The following is a 19,734-nucleotide window of genomic DNA, read 5'->3' as shown; positions in this document are numbered from 1 at the left end:
ACCTGCTGGCACGTGTGCCAGCAGGTTATCGGGACTGATTTACCGCTTGTTCAGCCCCCTCGCCAGACGATCCCCTCCCTGCTGAATCACCGCGACCAGCACCACCAGCAACACAATCACAGTGAGCATCACTTGAGTGTCAAATCGCTGGTAGCCATACCGATAGGCAATGTCCCCCAGACCGCCCGCGCCGATGGCACCAGCCATGGCGGAGGAATTGATCATGGTCACCAGAGTGATGGTGAATCCACCCACGATGCCGGGTAATGCTTCAGGCAGCAGAACGTGCCAGATGATGTGATGGCGTTTGCAGCCCATGGCTTGTGCCGCTTCGATCAGGCCATGGTCCACTTCACGCAAACTGACCTCGGCAATGCGCGCAAAAAACGGGGTTGCGGCGATGGTCAATGGCACGACTGCCGCCCACACGCCGTAAGTCGTACCGACAATCAGCCGGGTGAACGGAATCAGGGCCACCATCAGAATCAGGAACGGGATGGAACGAAACAGGTTCACGAACGCGCCCAGTGCCTTGTTCAGCGCGGGCGCCTGATAAATGCCGCCCTTGTCACTGGTCACCAAAATGACCGCCAGCGGAATCCCCAGCACCAGCGCGATCAACGACGACACGCCGACCATCAGGAAGGTGTCGATCACCCCCTGCCACAAACGATCAAATGCCATAACCGATCACCTCGACGTGTTGTGCCCAGTGTTGGGCGCGCTTGCGCAGTTCTTCCGCCCCCACTGACATGCCGCTGACACTGAGCAGCAGTTGCCCCAAGGCATGGCCCTGAATCTGTTCAACCCCGCCCTGCAGCAAGCGCACCTGGCCACCGAGTGCGGCAAACAGGGCGCCAAGGTCAGGCTCCTGCGCCTGCTGGCCTGTCAAGCGCAAGCGCAGGATCACACTCGATTGCGCCGACACCGGTTGCGCGCTAATGCGTGCCTGCACGCTTTCGGGCAACGCATCCTGCAACGGCGCAAGCAACGTTTTACTGACCTCGTGCTGTGGGTTGCCAAACACCTGCCACACCGGGCCCTGCTCGACAATGCGCCCCTGCTCCAGGACCACCACGCGATGGCAGATGTCGCGAATGACAGCCATTTCATGGGTAATGAGCACGATGGTCAGCCCCAGTCGCTGGTTGATCTCACGCAACAAGCCGAGGATCGAGTGCGTGGTTTCAGGGTCGAGTGCCGACGTGGCTTCGTCGCACAACAAAATGGCAGGGTTATGCACCAGTGCGCGAGCAATGCCCACGCGCTGTTTCTGCCCGCCTGACAGCTGCGCCGGGTAGGCCGTGTGCTTGCCTTGCAAGCCCACCAGTTCCAGCAACTCACGGACTTTTTGTTCGCGCTGCAATTTCGGCACGCCCGCCACCTTCAACGGCAACTCCACGTTTTGCCACACAGTTTTGGCGGACATCAGGTTGAAGTGCTGAAAAATCATGCCGATCTGCCGGCGCAGCGTCACCAGCGTGTTTTCATCAAACGCGCCAATGTCGACCTGATCGATCAGCACACGGCCGCGGGTGGGTTGTTCCAGACGATTGATGGTGCGAATCAACGACGATTTGCCCGCCCCGCTGCGGCCAATAATGCCGAAGATCTCCCCGCGTTGAATCGCCAGGTCGATGCCCGACAGCGCATCCACCGGGCCCTGGCGCCCGTCATAGGTTTTACCCACGCCGATAAAGCGCACATGGGCGCGGCTGAGTTCAGGGTGCAGTTCGGTCTGGGTCGCACCGGGCGACTGGGTGTCGAGCCGCGCGCGAGCAATGGCCACGCTCATGTCAGCCTCCCCAGCCCGGCTGGTACAAGGTGCCGTAGGTTTTATCCAGCGACGCTTTGACCACCGGCGAGTGCTGGTAGATGTCCACAAATTTGGCGATGCGCGGGTCGTCCTTGTTCTGCGGCTTGATGACGAACTGAATCACGTATTCCGGGTGATCGAGGCCGTCAAACAGCAGGGCAGAACCGGCATCAAAGGTTTTGGCCAGACGGATGTAGGCCGGATAACCCTGCACCAGATCGGCATCATCGTAGGCGCGGACCAATTGCACGGCTTCGACTTGCAGAATGTTGATGTTTTTCGGGTTGGCGGTGATGTCGTCTTCGGTGGCTTTGTAACCGACGCCCGGCTTGAGCGTAATCAGTCCCGCTTTAGCCAGTAATTGCAGGCCGCGACCGCTGTTGATCGGGTCATTGGCGATCGCCACCGTGGCCCCGGTCGGCAGCGCTTCCAGGCTTTTGTACGTTTTGGAGTACAAGCCGATGTTGTTGATGATCCCCGGTTTGAACGGCACCAGATCGCTGCCGGAAGCCGCGTTGGCATTCTCCAGAAACGGAATGTGCTGGAAATAGTTAACGTCGATATCGCCCGCCGCCAGTGTGGTGTTGGGCGCGATCCAGTCCGTGAACTCCACCAGTTCCACCTTCAGGCCCTGTTTTTCAGCTTCTGCTACGGCTGTTTCCAGCGGGATGGCAAAGGCGGCAGTCGTGCCAACCTTGAGGGGGTTGTCGGCTGCATGGGCGAAGCCGCTGATCAGGCCGAGGGCTAACACCAGTGCGTTGACTGGGTGGGTAATGTGTTTTTTGTTCATGGGCATGTTCCAGTCAAAGGGGGACATTCAAGAGCGCCGCTTCAGGCGCTGTGGCGGTAACCCGCACCGGTATGCCGCTGGGGCAGGTGCGCATCGCCTTCGGTAAACAGTTTTTGACGCAGGCTGCCGGGGTCATAGGCCGTTTTGTACGAGCCCCGGCGTTGCAACTCGGGTATCACCAGCTCGATGAAGTCCTGGTAGCTTTCCGGGGTGACGATGCGGGTCAGGTTGAAACCGTCCAGCCCGGTTTCTGCAATCCACGCTTCCAGCTCATCGGCAACCTGCTCGGGCGAACCCACCACCGTCATGTACCGCCCGCCCAACGCGTGCTGTTCCAGCAGTTTGCGGCGCGTCCAATCGTTGTTTTGCAGCACCTGGGTGGCGGACTGAATGGCGTTGCTCTTCACGTACTGAATCGGTTCGTCCAGTTCGTAGTCCGAGAAGTCGATGCCCGTGGAGCTGGAGAAATGCGCCACACCCGCTTCGGCGCTGGCATAGCTGAGGTATTCCTCGCGCTTGGCGTAGGCCTGTTGCTCGGTCGGCGCGACGATTACGTTGAGGCCCATGAACACTTTGATGTCATCCGGGTTGCGCCCGGCGGCCTCGGCGCTGGCGCGCACCTTGTCGACCTGCTGGCGGGTTGCCGCTTTGGTCTGACCGCTGATGAACACGCATTCGGCATGGCGCCCGGCGAAGGCCAGCCCGCGGTCGGAACTGCCGGCCTGAAACAGCACGGGCGTGCGCTGGGGCGAGGGTTCGCACAGGTGATAACCCTCCACCTGATAGAACTCGCCCTGGTGCTTCACCTTGTGCACCTTCTCCGGCCGGGCATAGATGCGCTGCGCCGGGTCGTTAATCACCGCGCCCTCTTCCCAACTGCCCTCCCACAGTTTGTAGAGCACCTCCAAGTATTCATCGGCCTGGTCATAACGGCGGTCATGCTCGACTTGTTCCTTCAACCCCATGGCCTTGGCAGCGCTGTCGAGGTAGCCGGTCACAATGTTCCAGCCCACTCGGCCACGACTGAGGTGATCCAACGTCGACATGCGACGTGCGAACAGATACGGCGCTTCGTAGGTCAGGTTCGCCGTGAGGCCAAAACCGAGGTGGCGGGTGACCGCTGCCATCGCCGACACCAACAACAAAGGGTCATTGACCGGCAATTGAATCGACTCTTTGAGCGGGACATCCACTGACTGCTGATACACGTCGTACACGCCGACAATGTCTGCGATAAACAGGCCGTCAAACAGCCCGCGCTCCAGTAACTGCGCCAGTTCAGTCCAGTACTCAAGGGTATTGAACGCCGTGGAGTTGTCGCGCGGATGTGTCCACAACCCGTGGTTGATGTGGCCAATGCAATTCATGTTGAAAGCATTGAGCAGGATCTTTTTCTTGGCCATCAGATCGTCCCCCGCAATGGCGGGTTTTCATCATTGAGGTAGTAATTGCCCACGGCGTGGTACTTCCAGCGCACCGGGTCATGCAGGGTGTGCACCCGGGCATTGCGCCAGTGGCGGTCCAGCCCGTGCTCGGCCAGGGTTGCCTGGCTGCCCGCCAGTTCAAACAAGGTGCTGCCAGCGGCCAGGGAAATCTCGGTGCTCAAGGCGCGCGCTTCGGCCACGGCGATGGAGGCAGCGGCCACTGTCTCGGCAGTCGGGTTGGCCTGGGCACGATCAAGAAACTCCCCGGCCCGTTCCAGCAGGGCTTCGGTCGCACTCAGGCGCACGCTCAGGTGGCCAAAACTTTTGAGGGTCAACGGGTCTTCACTGGCGATGTCGGTGGTGGCGTCGATCCACGGACGGGTTTTGGTGCGCACAAAGTGCAACGCGTCTTCATAAGCCGCCCGGGCAATGCCAGTGTCGATGGCCGCATGAAGGATCTGCGCCAGCGGGCCCACGGTGGTCGGGCGCTCGAAAGCGCTTTGGAACGGGATCACGTCTTCAGCGGCCACGAATACGTTGTCGAACACCACCGAACCACTGCCCGTGGTGCGCTGGCCGAAGCCACTCCAGTCATCAATGACGGTCAACCCATCGCTGTCACGCGGCACGAAGGCCAGATGCTGAATGCCGTCGTCGTCGACCACCGAGGTGGGAATGCGTTGCGCATACAGCGCGCCCGTGGCGTAAAACTTGCGGCCGGTAATACGGAAACCATGCTCAGCCTTTGCCAGATGAGTCGTACGCTCATGAGCGTTTTTGGTACCCAGCTCTGCCAGCGCATTACCGAAACGTTGACCCGCCAGGACCTCTTCATACAAACGCTGCTTTTGTTGCGGGCTGCCATTCACCCTCAGCACTTCGAGGGCATAGAAATGGTTTTGCGGGATTTGCCCCAGCGAGCTGTCCGCCGCCGCAATCACGGCAATTACGTTGGCCAGCGTGGTGTTTGAAACACCCGCGCCACCAAAGGCCTTGGGCACGGAAATGCCCCACAGGCCGGTGCGGGAAAACAGTTCGAGTTCGTCGTGGGGCAAGCGCCGTTCGCGGTCGCGCAGGGCGCTGTCGCGCTTTAAAACGGCCGCCAGCTCACGCGCTACGCTCAGGGCCTCGGCGTCGCTGCGCAGCACCGGGACCTGTTGGGATGTCAGTGACATGGTTCTCTCCAGAGTCAGATCCAGGAATGCCGGGCGGGCAAGGTGCCGTTCAGGCGATACGCACCAATGGCGTGGTATTTCCAGCGCACCGGGTCATGCAAGGTGTGTACGCGGGCGTTACGCCAGTGCCGGTCAAGGTTGAATTCGGCGAGGGTGGCGCGGCTGCCGGACAGCTCGAAGAGTTTTTCGCTGGCCAATAGCGACAGTTCGGTGCTCAACACTTTGGCTTCGGCCACGGCAATCGAGGCGCGAGCGGCGGCTTGCGCGTCGACGGGGCTGGCACTCACCTCATCGAGTACACGTCCGGCCTTGCGCAGCAGCGCTTCTGCGGCATGCAACTCGATGCTGAGTTTGCCGATGTCTGCGATCACATACGGGTCATCACTGTTGCGCTCAACCTTGGCGTCAATCCACGGGCGAGAGCGTTCACGCACGAAGCGGACGGTGTCGGCAATGGCTTCGCGGGCGATGCCCAAATCAATGGCCGCCTGAATCAGCTGCGACACCGCGCCTTGAATATTCGGGCTTTCGTTGAGTCGCCAGTTGTCGACCACCAGGTCAGCGTCAACCCGCACATTGTTGAGCAGCACGGTGCCGCTGGCAGTCGTGCGCTGACCAAAACCTGACCAGTCGTCTACCACACGCAAACCCGGCGTTGCGCGCTGCACAAAGGCGATGACCTGTTTACCTGCTTCATTCAGCGCTTTGACGGCAATCCAGTGGGCAAATAACGCACCGGTTGAGTAAAACTTCTGACCGTTGATGACGAATGCATCGCCATCAGCAGTGATACGCGCTTTAAGGTCGAGGGTGTTTTTACTGCCGCGCTCAGGGCCGGCATTTCCAATGCGCCATCCTTGCAGCACGCTGCCAAACAGTTGCTCTTTTTGAGCCTGAGTCGCCGTATTCAGAATCAGATTCAGGATGCCGACCTGATTTTGCGGGATCTGCCCCAGCGCCGGGTCGGCCGCCGAGATGATCGCAAAGACTTCAGCCAAGGTGACATAAGACACCTGAGGGCCGCCAAACTCGCGGGGGATTGAAATACTGCCCAAGCCACTCTGGGTGAACGCCTCGATCAGGGACCACGGCAGCTTGCGTTGCTGATCTCGCTTGGCAGCGTGTTCGCGGGCCACAGCAGCCAGGGCGTGCGCAGCTTCAAGGGCTTCGTTATCCGTGCGCAGAATGCGCGCAGGTAACAACAAAGGCGCGACGTCCTGGTCGCTGTGCAAATGTGCATTAGCCAAATTAGACATCAGTACCGCTCCTTGGCTGCACCCAATGCCCTGGCGTTACGCACAAGGGTGATTGTGTTACTGACCATACCTACCTCGCATCTCATGGGAGCGCCATTCAACGGCGCGGATAATCACTTGAGAGTCCGGTGGTCCGGTCTATATACCCTAATCGAGTATAAAAATTTTAAGAACTAACTTTTAGGAATATAGATAGACGTTTCTCACATCCTGTTTACTTACTTCTCACAGCGATGGCTCGGGCTATTCACGCCAGTTGGGCCTAGGTTCAGCCGCGCGTAGCAGCTCGCGGGGAGCAGGATTAACGTAACGTTTGTTGGCCCCGACCCTGATGCTGCGAGGAGGCGCCCATCGCGAGTTATTGCCGACGCGATCGATCACGCAATAGGTGATTTCCAGCTTCAGGTCTTCCCCGGCTTCCTGAATGATCTCGGGCGGGACGAATACATTCACGGGCTTACCGATATCCATCACACGCAATTTGGGCACATCCATGCGAATGTCGCCCCACATCAGTGTGATGGCATCTTCGACTGCCATGTTGGGATAAGGCTCAATGGTCAGCGGCACCCCACGCTTCATTTGGCTCGGGTTGACCCCATAGCGCTGGATCGGATCAGGAATGATCACGGGTGCCAATCCCTGGTTTTCTTCACCGATGGCCTTGCCGCCTGGGGAATCCAGTTTTACCAGGACTTTGAGTTGAGCGGACAGTGCAGGGCTGCTACCTACATGCATCACCCGATAATAAAGTCGGGCAGTACCATTTTGTATGAAACTTTCCGGCACCCTGAGCTGGCAGGGCTGCCCCACATCCAACTTTCCAACTTGTCGAGAAGTTACATAGCAACCATCCCAGAACAACTCGATCAGGTCGCCCTCCTCCATATTTGTATAGGGCATGATTGTTATGAACAGCTGCTCGGCGGCCAACGCACAAATAGTGTTTTTATTAGTTTGATAAAGGGTAGGCGCCGCGAGTTTTTGCGTGTGCGAGGTGAATGGCATATGAAAACTCCATAATCATTTATTAAGAACATAACCGCGTACGTCAGCGCAAATGAAGCCTGGCCCGAGACCCGCAGCGGATGTCATGTCCCGGAATACGTGTGATTGCCCTCCGTTCGATCGCCCCCTGCATACGGGGCGGCCGATATAAAGTGCAAACGATGGAAATCGTTTTATTAGATAAGTGGCTAAGAAGGCAGGTGTCAAGTTTGAAGTAATCGAATACAAATGTCTGCGAGCTATTCGGAAAGTTCCTACTTTCAGGATGCTTCGATCAGCAACTTTCGCCTATTTGTAGTTTTAAAAGGCACACATATGTAATGTACTTGCGTACAAGTTAAAGCGCTGCTCATCTTATTTGATGCGGCCATGCACAAGATGCATGTCGTGGATACTGAGGGGTATTTTAGTTATCGCGCGAATTTATAGATGGTTCCTACAACGACTTTAATAGGTTACGCCTAGCCGCTGGCCATTAATCTTTCGCGCTCACAGCACCATAGCCATACGCCATCACTGATGATTTTCCCGGCGTTCCTCTAAGCTTGCCTCCCTGTTGTCAGCCCTTTTGCCAATAATTTCACATGCCATCCGGATAATGCCTGCGGGAGAAATCCGTCACTGAAACCTGTTTGTGTTATTTAGACGTAGCAAAAATTTCTGGAAGAGCACACCCATGCCCACCGATCCCCTACTAAATCCGCCTGCTCGCCGACCTTCGCGCTTTGGCTTGCGCTGGTATTACTGGCTTCTACTGCTGGTTGTTTTGCTTTACGGCTTGGTGATAGCCATGCACTGGGATGATCGGGGCGCGTTATGGGTGCTGGAACGGTTCGAGAGCAAGAAGGAACAGGGCGAAAGCGTCTGGCTTCCTGATTACACGGCTGTCATTGATGCCAAAGCCTTGCCTGGCATGGAGAAAGATGAGGCCTCCGATCTGGCCTATTCGCCACTGACCAAGACGCTGTTTTCGGTCATGGGCAAAAACCCGTTTCTGGTCGAGTTAACCCTTGAAGGCGACGTATTGCGCAAAATCCCCCTGGACGGGTGGAGCAACCCTGAAGGGCTGACCGTCATGGAAAATGGGCTGTTGGCTATTGTGGATGAACGTAATCACGTCCTGACCGTTGTGAAAATCGACGCCAATACCCAGCGCTTGAACAGGGCTGACTTCCCTCAATACGACCTTGGGGTTTCGAAAGACCAGAATAAAGCCTTTGAAGCCATCGCTTGGGACCCGCGCCGCCAGCAACTGTTGCTGGGAGAGGAACGCCCCCCGGCGATGTTCATCTGGAAGAGCGATGGCAGTCAGGTGCTCACCGGGGAGAAGCAAAAAGTGCCCAGTGATGAACTGGACTTGCGCAACCTGTCGGCCTTGAGCGTCGATCCACGCACCGGTCATACGTTGGTGTTGTCGGCTGACTCGCACATGTTGCTTGAACTGGATGAGTTGGGGGAGCAAGTCAGTTTCATGACGCTGCTCGGAGGCTTCAACGGCTTGAAAGAGACAATTCCTCGTGCTGAAGGCGTCGCCATTGATGAACAGGGCACCCTGTACATGGTCAGCGAGCCCAATCTGTTTTACCGCTTCGAGAAAACCAAGAAATAACCTATAGACACGTAGGATTATTCTTGAAGGCGGCGGCGTGCTACGTAGATTAAGGTTTAATTCATACAGCCGTGGTATCTACACGGCCTGATCTGATTTGAGTTCGAAATCCATGCGCCGCACCCGTCGCTCTACTGTTTTTTTCATCAGCCTCCTGCTTGTGGTCTTTGTGGCCGCAGGCTTTGCTGCACAGCACGTTCGCCTGTTTGAGCGGGCGTGGTTCAACGCCCGCCAATTGTGGGAGCCGGTTGATCCGCAGAGCATCAATTTGGGCGAATACCAGGCCGTGCTGCAGGGTCAGAAAATTGAAGGCCTTGAAGACGATGTATCCGCACTCACCTACGACCCTCTGCGTAAAAGCCTGTTTACCGTCACCAACAAGCAAGCCGAGTTGGTGGAGCTGTCCCTGGACGGCAGGATTTTGCGACGCATCCCGCTGATCGGTTTCGGTGACGCCGAGGCAGTGGAGTTCATTGGGCCTGATACTTATGTCATCACCGACGAGCGTCAGCAGCGCCTGATCAAGGTCCATGTGGATGACAGCACCCAAGTGCTGGACGCGGCGCACGCCGAACAACTGACCTTGGGCATCAATCTGTCGGGCAATAAGGGGTTTGAAGGCTTGGCGTACGACTCGGTGGGCAAGCGCCTGTTTGTCGCCAAAGAGCGTGATCCCATGCTGATCTACGAAGTGCGCGGCTTTCCTCAGTCCAATCCCCAACAGCCGTATGCGACCCATGTAGTGAACAACCCGCGCCGCGACTCCCGGCTCTTTGTACGCGACTTGTCGAGCCTGCAATACGATGAGCGCAGCGGCCATTTGCTGGCGCTTTCGGACGAGTCGAAGCTGTTGATCGAACTGGATGTAGAAGGACGCCCTATCAGCACGTTGTCCCTGAAAAAAGGGCGGCATGGCTTGAAGAAATCAGTCCCGCAGGCTGAAGGCGTCGCGATGGACGATGAAGGCACGGTGTACGTGGTCAGCGAACCGAATCTGTTCTACGTGTTTAAAAAGCCAGCGGCAGATCAGTGATCCGCTGAAACAGGTGCCGTGCGTTTAGGCAGAAACGGCGGCAAATAGAGCGCCAGATAGGCTTCGAACACCCGCATGCCCTCTTCGGCCATGCGCGGCGTAATGCTGCCGTGAAGCTGAATCGAACGCGCGTAGACGCGATCCCCCAGCTCCATCGCCAAGGTGAAGACGTCTACGTCATCAGGCATGACGGGCAGTTGGAAATGCCGGGAAAACACGGCGTGCAGCAATTGGCCCAGTTCGAGGTCGTGTTGACGGTCGGCCTGAGTGACTTCGGTGAGGCCATGTTGCGCCAGAATCAGCTGCCGAGCAGCCGCATCCTCGTTGTATATCCTCAGCATGCGTTGTTCCACCACACGGGCCAGATCGCGCCAGCCGTGCACCTGCGCATGCTCGACGGGCACTTGCAGGCAGGCGCGAAACGCGGCGTGAACATCATTGGTGAGGGCTTCGAGCAGCCCCGGAACACCGGAAAAAAAATGGTAGACCGAGGACGGCGGAATTTGCGCCCGCTCTGCCACGCTATAAATGGACAGACTGGCGACCCCTTCGGTGGCAAGCAACGTGCGGGCGGCAGCAAGGATGGCCTCAATCCGACCCTGGCTACGTGCGCGGGCCTTGCGAGGTGTTGCACGTGAAGGGGCGGGGCGCGTCATGGGGCTCTCCTGCGGGGGAGCAGGCATTGTACGAGCCGAGTGGGCGGTTAGCCACTGACCCTCACGGCGTGCTTGATCATAGGCTCGATGGGCTGTGGATCAACCGGGAACATCAATTGAAAGGCAACAATCTGTTCCTCAGACACTTCGACGGGCGTTTTCAAGATATGCCAGCGGACCCTTTCAGTGCAGGGCGGTACAGGCAAGCCTTCTCGGTAAGTGTAGTAATGACGCTGAGCAGGAAAAAAACGCTCCACATCCAATTGCCCTAACACATAGGCATCGCCCTTGTGTCGAGGCATGACCCCTAACAACTGAGCGAGACTGCTGTTTTCTTTTCCTTTTTTGAACTGAATGGCTATCACCGCCAGCGTGCCTTTTTTGTCGCGATGAACCAGATGCGCAGACAGGGGATAAATCTGACCCTGGATTTGCACACCGCTGGGGGTATGAAAATGCAACTGGTCAAGTTCATAGACTTTATTGTCTAACCTGAGCTCACCTTTGAGGTCTGTACGAACTTCGAGCGTATGCCCGTTATGCCTCACAGTGGCAGGGCCTCTGAAATAGCGGACCTGCAAGGGGGGCAAATCGGCAAGCACCGCCTGCTCAATATTGATAGGCGACGGATGTTCCCCGGCGCTACACAACGCGTATTTTGGGTCCAGCGTTGCCAGGTGCTCTGCACGGGAAGGCGCGTGATAGCGCCAAGGCGCTTCCTCAGCCAAGGCAGAGTGATAGACCATCAACGCCATTAACAAAAGGGTCGCCGCCAGGCGGTGATGTTTGATCGCTGACCGCTTCAAGACAAGATGCATAAAAAGGCAGTCCGGTGAAGGTAATGGAGCGCCCTATGTGAGGCTCAACAAGTCGATCATCTTGGGAGCTTCAAATGTATTTTTATGTAAGATTTGTCCTGTGTGGCGACAGAAAAAGCCTGATTAATTGAACGAAAAAACCAAAAAAAACGCCGCGGGCTCAGAAGCCGGCGGCGTTTTTTTGCGCACGATCCGTTTACACGGTGTGCAAGTACCAGTTGTATTCGAGGTCGGAGATGGAGTGCTCGAACTCTTCCAGCTCACTCTCTTTACAGGCGACAAAGATATCGATGTATTTGGGGTCGATGTACTTGGCCATCACTTCGCTGTCGTCCAGCTCGCGCAGTGCATCACGCAAGTTGTTGGGCAGACTTTGCTCGTTCTGCTCGTAGCTGTTGCCTTCAACCGGAGCACCCGGCTCGATCTTGTTGGTCAGGCCGTGGTGAACACCGGCCAGAACAGACGCCATCAACAGGTACGGGTTGGCATCGGCGCCCGCTACCCGGTGCTCGATACGCACAGCGTCGGACGAACCCGTCGGAACGCGAATCGCGACCGTGCGGTTGTCCAGGCCCCAGCACGGCGAATTCGGCACGTAGAACTGTGCGCCAAAGCGACGGTAGGAGTTGACGTTAGGGCAAAGGAACGCCATTTGGGCGGGCAGGGTCTCCAGCACACCGCCGATTGCATGGCGCAATGCGGCGTTCTGCTCGGGATCCTCGCTGGCAAAAATGTTCTTGCCGTCTTTGTCCAGAATCGAAATGTGTACATGCAACCCGTTACCCGCCTGGCCCGGATAAGGCTTGGCCATGAATGTGGTGTCCATCTCATGGTCGTAGGCGATGTTTTTAATCAGGCGCTTGAGCAATACCGCATAGTCGCAGGCCTTGATGGGGTCGGCGACGTGGTGCAGGTTCACCTCGAACTGAGCCGGGGCGCTTTCTTTAACGATGGCGTCAGCCGGAATGCCTTGCTCTTTCGCACCTTCCAGAATGTCCTGGAGGCAGTCGACGTATTCGTCGAGGTCGTCGATCAGGTACACCTGAGTCGAATGCGGGCGTTTGCCAGAAATTGGCGAGCGAGGAGGTTGCGGACGACCGTTCACGTTCTCCTGGTCAATCAGGTAGAACTCCAGCTCGAACGCGGCACAGATGGTCAGGCCAAGATCGTCGAATTTGGTCACGACTTGACGCAGTACTTCGCGGGGATCGGCGAAGAAAGGTTCACCTTCAAGTTCGTGCATGGTCATGAGCAGTTGCGCAGTCGGGCGCTTTTGCCATGGTTCATTGCACAGGGTGTCAGGGATTGGATAACAGATTCGGTCTGCGTCACCGATGTCCAGACCCAGACCGGTGCTTTCCACCGTTGAGCCATTGATATCCAGAGCAAATAAAGAGGCTGGCAGGTTGATGCCTTTCTCGTAAACCTTGTGGAGGCTGGTGCGTTCAATGCGCTTGCCGCGCACTACACCATTCATATCCGCAATTAGAAGGTCAACGTACAGAACCTCAGGATGTTCCTTAAGGAACGCGTTCGCTTCATTCAGCTGAACGGCACGCGGGGGTACCGACATGATGCAACACCTTTGTTGTTAAAAATATCAATCATTGAGCGCTACGGGTTTCAGTCAACCCGAACGGCATACCGAAGTCAAGCAGCCTGTTTTTCGCCCTAAAAAAGCGCTGAAAGGCCATTTTTGACGCTTTTTAGGGCGCCATTCACTTAAAAAAAACCGTGCCGCCCGCAGGCTTGAGCGGGCCGTGTTGTATTTTTTACGGGGGTGTTGTGTAAAAAAATGAACAAGGCTAAGCTCGATTCAAACCCATAACAGCAATAATACCGGGGTGTTACATGTCACGCCTGCCGTTAATCGGCGTCACCGCCTGCACCAAGCAGATCGGTTTGCATCCTTATCACATCACTGGTGACAAGTACGTGCGAGCAGTTGCGGTGGCAGCCAAAGGCTTGCCTCTGATCGTTCCGTCGTTGGCGGAGCTTATTGATCCGATCGATATTCTTGACGGTCTGGATGGCCTGCTCTTTACCGGGTCACCCTCCAATATCGAACCTCATTTGTATCACGGCCCGTCCAGCGCGCCTGGCACGCTGCATGACCCTGACCGTGATCGCACCACCCTCCCCCTGATCCGTGCCGCGCTCGCCGCTGGCGTTCCCATGCTTGGCATTTGCCGCGGGTTTCAGGAGTTGAATGTAGCCCTCGGCGGCTCGCTTCACCAGAAACTCCACGAAGTCGAAGGCTTCATCGAGCACCGCGAAGACCCGAGCGCCCCGGTTGACGTGCAGTATGCACCCAGCCACGCCATGCACGTTCACCCCGGCGGCGTGCTAGCCGGTCTGGGCGTGCCGGCCGAATTCGCGGTCAACTCCATCCACACCCAGGGTATTGATCGCTTGGCCCCCTGCTTGCGGGTTGAAGCCACTGCGCCGGACGGTCTGGTGGAGGCGGTTTCGGTCGAAGGCGGCAAGGCTTTTGCTTTAGCTGTTCAGTGGCACCCCGAATGGCAGGTAAGCTCTAACCCGATTTACCTCGCCATCTTCCAGGCATTTGGAGATGCCTGCAGACGGCGCGCAACACAACGCGACGCCGATGCGTCAGTAAACGCCTGACTTATTCAAGTCAGGAAACTCAGCCCAGAGGCATTTATGAGTAACAACCTCGACCAGCTCACCGATTGGTTGAAAGACCACAAGATCACAGAAGTCGAATGCATGATCGCCGACCTTACCGGGATTACTCGCGGCAAGATCTCGCCGACCAACAAGTTCATTGCCGAAAAAGGCATGCGCCTGCCCGAGAGCGTATTGCTGCAGACCGTAACGGGCGACTACGTCGAAGACGACATCTATTACGAACTCCTCGATCCGGCCGACATTGATATGGTCTGCCGCCCCGACGAGAACGCCGTATTTCTCGTGCCATGGGCGATTGAACCCACGGCCCAGGTGATTCACGACACCTACGACAAGCAAGGCAACCCGATTGAGTTGTCGCCGCGCAACGTGCTGAAGAAGGTGCTTAAACTCTATGCCGACCACGGCTGGCAGCCCATCGTGGCGCCGGAAATGGAGTTTTACCTGACCAAGCGCAGCGACGACCCGGATTATCCGTTGCAGCCGCCAGTCGGTCGCTCGGGTCGCCCGGAAACCGGCCGTCAGTCCTTCTCTATAGAAGCCGCCAACGAATTCGACCCCCTGTTCGAAGATGTTTACGACTGGTGCGAACTGCAAGAGCTGGATCTGGACACCCTGATCCACGAAGACGGCACCGCGCAGATGGAAATCAACTTCCGTCATGGCGACGCGCTGTCGCTGGCCGACCAGATTCTGGTGTTCAAGCGCACCATGCGTGAAGCCGCGCTCAAGCACGACGTTGCCGCCACCTTCATGGCCAAGCCCATGACCGGCGAGCCTGGCAGTGCCATGCACTTGCACCAGAGCATCATCGACATTCAAACCGGCAAGAACGTCTTCTCTAATGAAGACGGCACCATGAGCACGCTGTTCCTCAATCACATCGGTGGCTTGCAGAAGTTCATTCCAGAGCTGCTGCCGCTGTTTGCACCGAACGTGAACTCCTTCCGCCGTTTCTTGCCTGACACATCGGCACCGGTGAACGTGGAGTGGGGTGAAGAGAACCGGACCGTGGGTCTGCGGGTGCCGGATGCAGGTCCGCAAAACCGTCGGGTCGAGAACCGTCTGCCGGGCGCCGACGCCAACCCGTATCTGGCGATTGCCGCCAGCCTGCTGTGTGGCTACATCGGCATGGTCGAAGGCGTTAATCCGAGCGCGCCGGTTGTCGGCCGCGGTTATGAGCGTCGCAACCTGCGCCTGCCGTTGACCATCGAAGATGCGCTTGAGCGCATGGAAAACAGCAAGACCATCGAGAAGTACCTGGGCACCAAGTTCATCACCGGCTACGTCGCGGTCAAACGTGCCGAGCATGAAAACTTCAAGCGCGTCATCAGTTCGTGGGAGCGGGAATTCCTGCTGTTCGCCGTCTGACACGCCGGGGCCGCGCTTGGGAAGCGCGGCTCCCCACTGAATAAAGGAGAGCCGTATGACCAACAAGAACCCGCAAACCCGCGAATGGCAGAACCTCAGTAACGATCACCACCTCGCGCCATTCAGCGACTTTAAGCAGTTGAAAGAAGTTGGCCCGCGCATCATCACTCACGCCAAGGGCGTGTACCTGTGGGACAGCGAAGGTCACAAGATTCTCGACGGCATGGCCGGCCTGTGGTGTGTGGCCATCGGTTACGGGCGTGACGAACTGGCCGACGCGGCCAGCAAGCAAATGCGCGAATTGCCCTACTACAACCTGTTTTTCATGACCGCCCACCCGCCCGTGCTGGAGCTGTCGAAGGTCATTGCCGAGATCGCGCCTGAAGGCATGAACCACGTGTTCTTCACCGGCTCGGGCTCCGAAGGCAACGACACCATGTTGCGCATGGTCCGCCACTACTGGGCGATCAAGGGCAAACCGAACAAGAAAGTCATCATCAGCCGCAAAAACGGTTACCACGGTTCGACCGTGGCCGGCGCCAGCCTGGGCGGCATGACCTACATGCACGAACAGGGCGACTTGCCGATCCCGGGCATCACCCACATCCCGCAGCCTTACTGGTTCGGCGAAGGCGGTGACATGTCCCCGGAAGAATTCGGCATCTGGGCGGCCAATCAACTGGAAGAAAAAATCCTCGAAATCGGCGTCGATAACGTCGGTGCCTTTATCGCTGAGCCCATTCAGGGTGCAGGCGGCGTGATCGTGCCGCCTGAAACCTACTGGCCGCGCATCAAAGAAATCCTCGCCAAATACGACATCCTGTTCGTGGCCGATGAAGTGATTTGTGGTTTTGGCCGTACCGGTGAGTGGTTCGGTAGCGATTTCTACGGCCTCAAGCCCGACATGATGACCATTGCCAAAGGCCTGACCTCCGGCTACATCCCCATGGGCGGCCTGATCGTGCGCGATGAAGTCGTGGACGTGCTCAACGAAGGCGGTGACTTCAACCACGGCTTTACCTACTCCGGTCACCCGGTGGCCGCTGCCGTTGCGCTGGAAAACATCCGCATCCTGCGCGATGAGAAAATTATCGAAAAGGTACAGGCCGAAACGGCACCGTATTTGCAAAAGCGTTTACGCGAACTGAACGATCACCCGCTGGTGGGCGAAGTCCGTGGTGTCGGCATGTTGGGCGCCATCGAACTGGTGCAGGACAAAGCCACGCGCAAACGTTATGAGGGCAAAGGGGTGGGCATGATCTGCCGCCAGTTCTGCTTTGATAACGGCCTGATCATGCGCGCCGTGGGCGACACCATGATTATTTCGCCACCGCTGGTGATCACCCGGGACGAGATTGATGAGCTGGTAACCAAGGCTCGTAAGTGCCTGGATCTGACCTTGGAAGTCCTGCAAGGTTAACTGCTAGGCTTCAAGCGCAAGACAACTGCCGTTTTAAAGTAGGTAATTGCGCTCGAAGCCTTAAGAATCAAGGCTCTTCCCTTGAAAGCCTGCCCCGGATCTTGCCAGACTAGCCGCCGGCTTTAGTCACCCTGAGATCAGGACGCTGAATCGGTGGTTTAAAAGAATAATTGGAGCATTACAGATGAAGGCATCAGGTTTTAAGAACGCTGGCAAGACCCTTCTCGCCCTGTCCTTGATGGGTGTGATGGCTGGGGCAGCACAAGCAGCAGACAAAGTGCTGCACATCTACAACTGGTCCGACTACATCGCACCCGATACCGTGAAAAAGTTTGAAGACCAGACCGGTATCAAAGTGGTGTACGACGTGTTCGACAGCAACGAGACCCTGGAGGCCAAGCTGCTGGCGGGCAAGTCCGGCTACGACATCGTCGTGCCGTCCAACAATTTCCTGGCCAAGCAGATCAAGGCCGGGGTTTACCAGGAGCTGGACAAATCCAAGCTGCCTAACTGGAAAAACCTCGACCCTGCGTTGCTCAAGGCCGTTGGCGATGCCAGCGACAAGGACAACAAGCACGCGTTCCCGTACATGTGGGGCACCATCGGCATCGGCTACAACCCTGAAAAGGTCAAGGCTGCCCTGGGCGTCGACACCATCGATTCATGGGACGTGCTGTTCAAGCCCGAGAACGCGGCCAAGCTCAAAAGCTGTGGCATCAGCTTCCTCGACTCGCCCACCGAGATGATCCCGGCTGCCTTGCATTACCTGGGCTACCCGACCGACTCGCAGGACAAAAAGCAATTGGCTGAAGCCGAAGCCCTGTTCCTGAAGATCCGTCCTTCGGTGGGTTACTTCCACTCCTCCAAGTACATCTCCGACCTGGCCAACGGCAACATCTGTGTCGCCGTGGGTTACTCGGGTGACCTTGAACAGTCGATTTCCCGCGCCAAGGAAGCCGGTGACAAGGTCAAGCTCAAGTACGTGATTCCGAAAGAAGGCGCTGGCAGCTTCTATGACATGGTTGCCATCCCCAAAGATGCCGAAAACGTGGACGCAGCTTATGCCTACATGAACTTCCTGCTGCAGCCGGAAGTGATGGCCGAAATCACCAACAGCGTCCGTTTCCCGAACGGTAACCAGGCTGCAACGCCACTGGTGAATAAAGATATTTCGGGCGACCCGAGCATCTACCCGTCCGACGAGGTGAAAGCCAAGTTGTACGCAATCAGCGATTTGCCACCGGCCACCTTGCGGTTGCTGACCCGCAGCTGGACCAAAATCAAGTCGGGCAAGTAAGCCATCGGTAGCGGCTGCGCAGGGTGGCGATTGAGACAAAAGGACGCAGGTATTTGCCCTTTTGAAGGCCTTCAAGGCCCTGTCGCAACCTGGCGCAGCGGTGTCAAAAACCGGCCATCGCGCAATTAATCGCAGAAAACTTTGCTGTGCAGGTTTATCGAGGGTAAGTTGCGCGCCGGTTTTGTCTTTGGCGGTACTGCTGCCGTGTGACGCGGGCAACTCAGGCCCAACTATTTTGAGGACCATCACGTGTCTATATCTTTGTTTCGCAAGACCTTGCTGGTCGGCGCTGGTTTGACGCTTGCCGTCAGCGTACAAGCGGCACCCACCGTGCACATCTATAACTGGTCGGACTACATCGCCCCGACCACGTTGGCCGATTTTGAAAAGGCCACCGGTATCAAGCCGGTCTATGACGTCTTCGATTCCAACGAAACCCTGGAAGGCAAACTGCTGGCCGGACGTACCGGTTATGACGTGGTCGTGCCGTCTAACCACTTCCTGGGCAAGCAGATCAAAGCGGGCGCCTTCCAAAAGCTCGATAAATCGCAGCTGCCCAACTATTCCAACCTCGATCCGGCCTTGCTCAAGCGTCTTGAGCAAAACGATCCGGGCAACCTGTATGCCGTGCCTTATCTGTGGGGCACCAATGGCATCGGTTACAACGTCGACAAAGTCAAAGAAGTACTGGGCGTCGACACCATCGACTCGTGGGATGTGGTGTTCAAACCCGAGAACATGAAGAAGCTGCAAAGCTGCGGCGTGGCCTTCCTCGACTCGGCCGACGAAATGCTGCCGACCGTGCTCAATTACTTGGGCAAAGACGCCAACAGCACCAACCCCAAAGACTACAAAGAAGCTGAAAAGACCCTGATGTCGGTGCGTCCATACGTCACCTACTTCCATTCTTCCAAGTACATTTCCGACCTGGCCAACGGCAACATCTGTGTCGCCATTGGTTTCTCCGGTGATGTGTTCCAGGCCAAGGCGCGTGCCGAAGAGGCCAAAAAGGGCGTCAACATCGCCTACATCGTGCCCAAGGAAGGCGGCGCCCTGTGGTTTGACATGCTGGCGATCCCCAAGGACTCCAGCAACGTCAAGGAAGCCCACACGTTCATCAACTACTTGCTCAAACCTGAAGTGATCGCTCAGGTCAGCGACTATGTCGGTTATGCCAACCCTAACCCGGCGGCCGACAAGGTGATGGACGAGTCCATTCGTACCGACGAAGCGGTTTACCCAACCCAGGCGGTACTGGACAAAACCTACGTTTCCACCGAACTACCCCCGAAAGTGCAACGTCTGATGACGCGCACGTGGACCAAGGTCAAGACGGGTAAATAACCCTCTGGATCACCTATCCAAGGCCCGACCATCTGGATCGGGCTGCTAAATTTGTTGGGAGTTTC

17 protein-coding genes are annotated in these 19,734 nt (G+C 57.1%); 7 read left to right on the top strand and 10 right to left on the bottom strand.

Annotated elements, in window-relative coordinates; all coding sequences use genetic code 11:
• Positions 1-39: 39 nt before the first annotated feature.
• The 7 genes from IF654_RS01490 to IF654_RS01460 form a co-directional block, all read right to left on the bottom strand.
• On the bottom strand, positions 40-684 hold the full coding sequence (locus tag IF654_RS01490; RefSeq protein ID WP_047278512.1) for a methionine ABC transporter permease: 645 nt from the start codon (positions 682-684) through the stop codon (positions 40-42).
• The gene (locus tag IF654_RS01485) at positions 674-1,795 is read right to left on the bottom strand and encodes a methionine ABC transporter ATP-binding protein (RefSeq protein WP_094987294.1); all 1,122 of its coding nucleotides are present in this window, start codon (positions 1,793-1,795) and stop codon (positions 674-676) included. Before IF654_RS01485 ends, IF654_RS01490 begins: the two co-directional genes overlap by 11 nt.
• Before the next feature lies 1 nt (position 1,796).
• Positions 1,797-2,606 carry a MetQ/NlpA family ABC transporter substrate-binding protein gene (locus tag IF654_RS01480; protein ID WP_047278516.1) on the bottom strand — a complete coding sequence of 270 codons (810 nt, stop codon included), beginning with the start codon at positions 2,604-2,606 and terminating at the stop codon, positions 1,797-1,799.
• Positions 2,607-2,647: 41 nt separating this feature from the next.
• Positions 2,648-4,009, bottom strand: coding sequence for an LLM class flavin-dependent oxidoreductase (locus IF654_RS01475; RefSeq protein ID WP_094989651.1), 1,362 nt, complete (start codon positions 4,007-4,009; stop codon positions 2,648-2,650).
• A complete protein-coding gene (locus IF654_RS01470; protein ID WP_047281510.1) occupies positions 4,009-5,205 on the bottom strand; it encodes an SfnB family sulfur acquisition oxidoreductase in 1,197 nt (398 codons plus the stop codon). The genes IF654_RS01475 and IF654_RS01470 overlap by 1 nt, the downstream gene beginning before the upstream one ends.
• A 14-nt stretch (positions 5,206-5,219) precedes the next feature.
• The gene (locus IF654_RS01465) at positions 5,220-6,461 is read right to left on the bottom strand and encodes an SfnB family sulfur acquisition oxidoreductase (protein WP_047278522.1); all 1,242 of its coding nucleotides are present in this window, start codon (positions 6,459-6,461) and stop codon (positions 5,220-5,222) included.
• 243 nt (positions 6,462-6,704) lie between these two features.
• On the bottom strand, positions 6,705-7,469 hold the full coding sequence (locus IF654_RS01460) for a hypothetical protein (protein WP_047278523.1): 765 nt from the start codon (positions 7,467-7,469) through the stop codon (positions 6,705-6,707).
• Positions 7,470-8,145: 676 nt separating this feature from the next.
• On the opposite strand from IF654_RS01460, the gene IF654_RS01455 reads away from it, so the two are divergent.
• Positions 8,146-9,078 (top strand): SdiA-regulated domain-containing protein, encoded by a 933-nt coding sequence (locus IF654_RS01455; protein ID WP_194862825.1) that lies wholly within the window; start codon positions 8,146-8,148, stop codon positions 9,076-9,078.
• A 112-nt stretch (positions 9,079-9,190) separates the two neighbouring features.
• Positions 9,191-10,111, top strand: coding sequence for an SdiA-regulated domain-containing protein (locus IF654_RS01450; protein WP_047279511.1), 921 nt, complete (start codon positions 9,191-9,193; stop codon positions 10,109-10,111).
• Here IF654_RS01450 and IF654_RS01445 read toward each other — a convergent pair.
• The 3 genes from IF654_RS01445 to IF654_RS01435 form a co-directional block, all read right to left on the bottom strand.
• On the bottom strand, positions 10,105-10,767 hold the full coding sequence (locus IF654_RS01445) for a TetR/AcrR family transcriptional regulator (protein ID WP_047278529.1): 663 nt from the start codon (positions 10,765-10,767) through the stop codon (positions 10,105-10,107). The two genes, IF654_RS01450 and IF654_RS01445, sit on opposite strands and share 7 nt — an antisense overlap.
• Before the next feature lie 47 nt (positions 10,768-10,814).
• Positions 10,815-11,585 carry a carbonic anhydrase gene (locus IF654_RS01440; RefSeq protein ID WP_194862826.1) on the bottom strand — a complete coding sequence of 257 codons (771 nt, stop codon included), beginning with the start codon at positions 11,583-11,585 and terminating at the stop codon, positions 10,815-10,817.
• A 196-nt stretch (positions 11,586-11,781) separates the two neighbouring features.
• Entirely contained in the window at positions 11,782-13,158 is a 1,377-nt protein-coding gene (locus IF654_RS01435; RefSeq protein ID WP_020295897.1) for a glutamine synthetase family protein, read from the bottom strand.
• Positions 13,159-13,436: 278 nt separating this feature from the next.
• Here IF654_RS01435 and IF654_RS01430 point away from each other — a divergent pair, with 278 nt between their 5' ends.
• The 5 genes from IF654_RS01430 to IF654_RS01410 all read left to right on the top strand — a co-directional run bounded on the left by IF654_RS01430 (position 13,437) and on the right by IF654_RS01410 (position 19,669).
• Positions 13,437-14,213, top strand: coding sequence for a gamma-glutamyl-gamma-aminobutyrate hydrolase family protein (locus IF654_RS01430; RefSeq protein WP_047283258.1), 777 nt, complete (start codon positions 13,437-13,439; stop codon positions 14,211-14,213).
• Positions 14,214-14,249: 36 nt separating this feature from the next.
• Complete coding sequence (locus IF654_RS01425) at positions 14,250-15,608, top strand: glutamine synthetase family protein (RefSeq protein ID WP_047278535.1); 1,359 nt, start codon at positions 14,250-14,252, stop codon at positions 15,606-15,608.
• A gap of 55 nt (positions 15,609-15,663) precedes the next feature.
• Entirely contained in the window at positions 15,664-17,028 is a 1,365-nt protein-coding gene (locus IF654_RS01420; protein WP_047279514.1) for an aspartate aminotransferase family protein, read from the top strand.
• Between the two features lie 184 nt (positions 17,029-17,212).
• A complete protein-coding gene (locus IF654_RS01415; RefSeq protein ID WP_047281514.1) occupies positions 17,213-18,325 on the top strand; it encodes a polyamine ABC transporter substrate-binding protein in 1,113 nt (370 codons plus the stop codon).
• Positions 18,326-18,574: 249 nt separating this feature from the next.
• Positions 18,575-19,669: a polyamine ABC transporter substrate-binding protein gene (locus IF654_RS01410; protein ID WP_047278541.1), complete on the top strand. Its 1,095-nt coding sequence runs from the start codon at positions 18,575-18,577 to the stop codon at positions 19,667-19,669.
• The last annotated feature ends 65 nt before the right edge of the window (positions 19,670-19,734 follow it).

It is taken from the genome of Pseudomonas lundensis (genome assembly GCF_015377145.2).
Taxonomy (GTDB): Bacteria; Pseudomonadota; Gammaproteobacteria; order Pseudomonadales; family Pseudomonadaceae; genus Aquipseudomonas; species Aquipseudomonas lundensis.
The sequence above is the reverse complement of the archived record's forward strand: the minus strand, read 5'-3'. Positions and strand labels throughout refer to the sequence as shown.

Bases quoted from the DNA above. Each gene is read 5' to 3' on its own strand.
- IF654_RS01485 (WP_094987294.1), bottom strand. From the start codon at position 1,795: ATGAGCGTGGCCATTGCTCGCGCGCGGCTCGACACCCAGTCGCCCGGT.
- IF654_RS01450 (WP_047279511.1), top strand. From the start codon at position 9,191: ATGCGCCGCACCCGTCGCTCTACTGTTTTTTTCATCAGCCTCCTGCTT.
- IF654_RS01455 (WP_194862825.1), top strand. From the start codon at position 8,146: ATGCCCACCGATCCCCTACTAAATCCGCCTGCTCGCCGACCTTCGCGC.
- IF654_RS01445 (WP_047278529.1), bottom strand. From the start codon at position 10,767: ATGACGCGCCCCGCCCCTTCACGTGCAACACCTCGCAAGGCCCGCGCA.
- IF654_RS01480 (WP_047278516.1), bottom strand. From the start codon at position 2,606: ATGAACAAAAAACACATTACCCACCCAGTCAACGCACTGGTGTTAGCC.
- IF654_RS01460 (WP_047278523.1), bottom strand. From the start codon at position 7,469: ATGCCATTCACCTCGCACACGCAAAAACTCGCGGCGCCTACCCTTTAT.
- IF654_RS01440 (WP_194862826.1), bottom strand. From the start codon at position 11,585: ATGCATCTTGTCTTGAAGCGGTCAGCGATCAAACATCACCGCCTGGCG.
- IF654_RS01470 (WP_047281510.1), bottom strand. From the start codon at position 5,205: ATGTCACTGACATCCCAACAGGTCCCGGTGCTGCGCAGCGACGCCGAG.
- IF654_RS01415 (WP_047281514.1), top strand. From the start codon at position 17,213: ATGAAGGCATCAGGTTTTAAGAACGCTGGCAAGACCCTTCTCGCCCTG.
- IF654_RS01420 (WP_047279514.1), top strand. From the start codon at position 15,664: ATGACCAACAAGAACCCGCAAACCCGCGAATGGCAGAACCTCAGTAAC.
- IF654_RS01435 (WP_020295897.1), bottom strand. From the start codon at position 13,158: ATGTCGGTACCCCCGCGTGCCGTTCAGCTGAATGAAGCGAACGCGTTC.
- IF654_RS01425 (WP_047278535.1), top strand. From the start codon at position 14,250: ATGAGTAACAACCTCGACCAGCTCACCGATTGGTTGAAAGACCACAAG.
- IF654_RS01465 (WP_047278522.1), bottom strand. From the start codon at position 6,461: ATGTCTAATTTGGCTAATGCACATTTGCACAGCGACCAGGACGTCGCG.
- IF654_RS01430 (WP_047283258.1), top strand. From the start codon at position 13,437: ATGTCACGCCTGCCGTTAATCGGCGTCACCGCCTGCACCAAGCAGATC.
- IF654_RS01490 (WP_047278512.1), bottom strand. From the start codon at position 684: ATGGCATTTGATCGTTTGTGGCAGGGGGTGATCGACACCTTCCTGATG.
- IF654_RS01475 (WP_094989651.1), bottom strand. From the start codon at position 4,009: ATGGCCAAGAAAAAGATCCTGCTCAATGCTTTCAACATGAATTGCATT.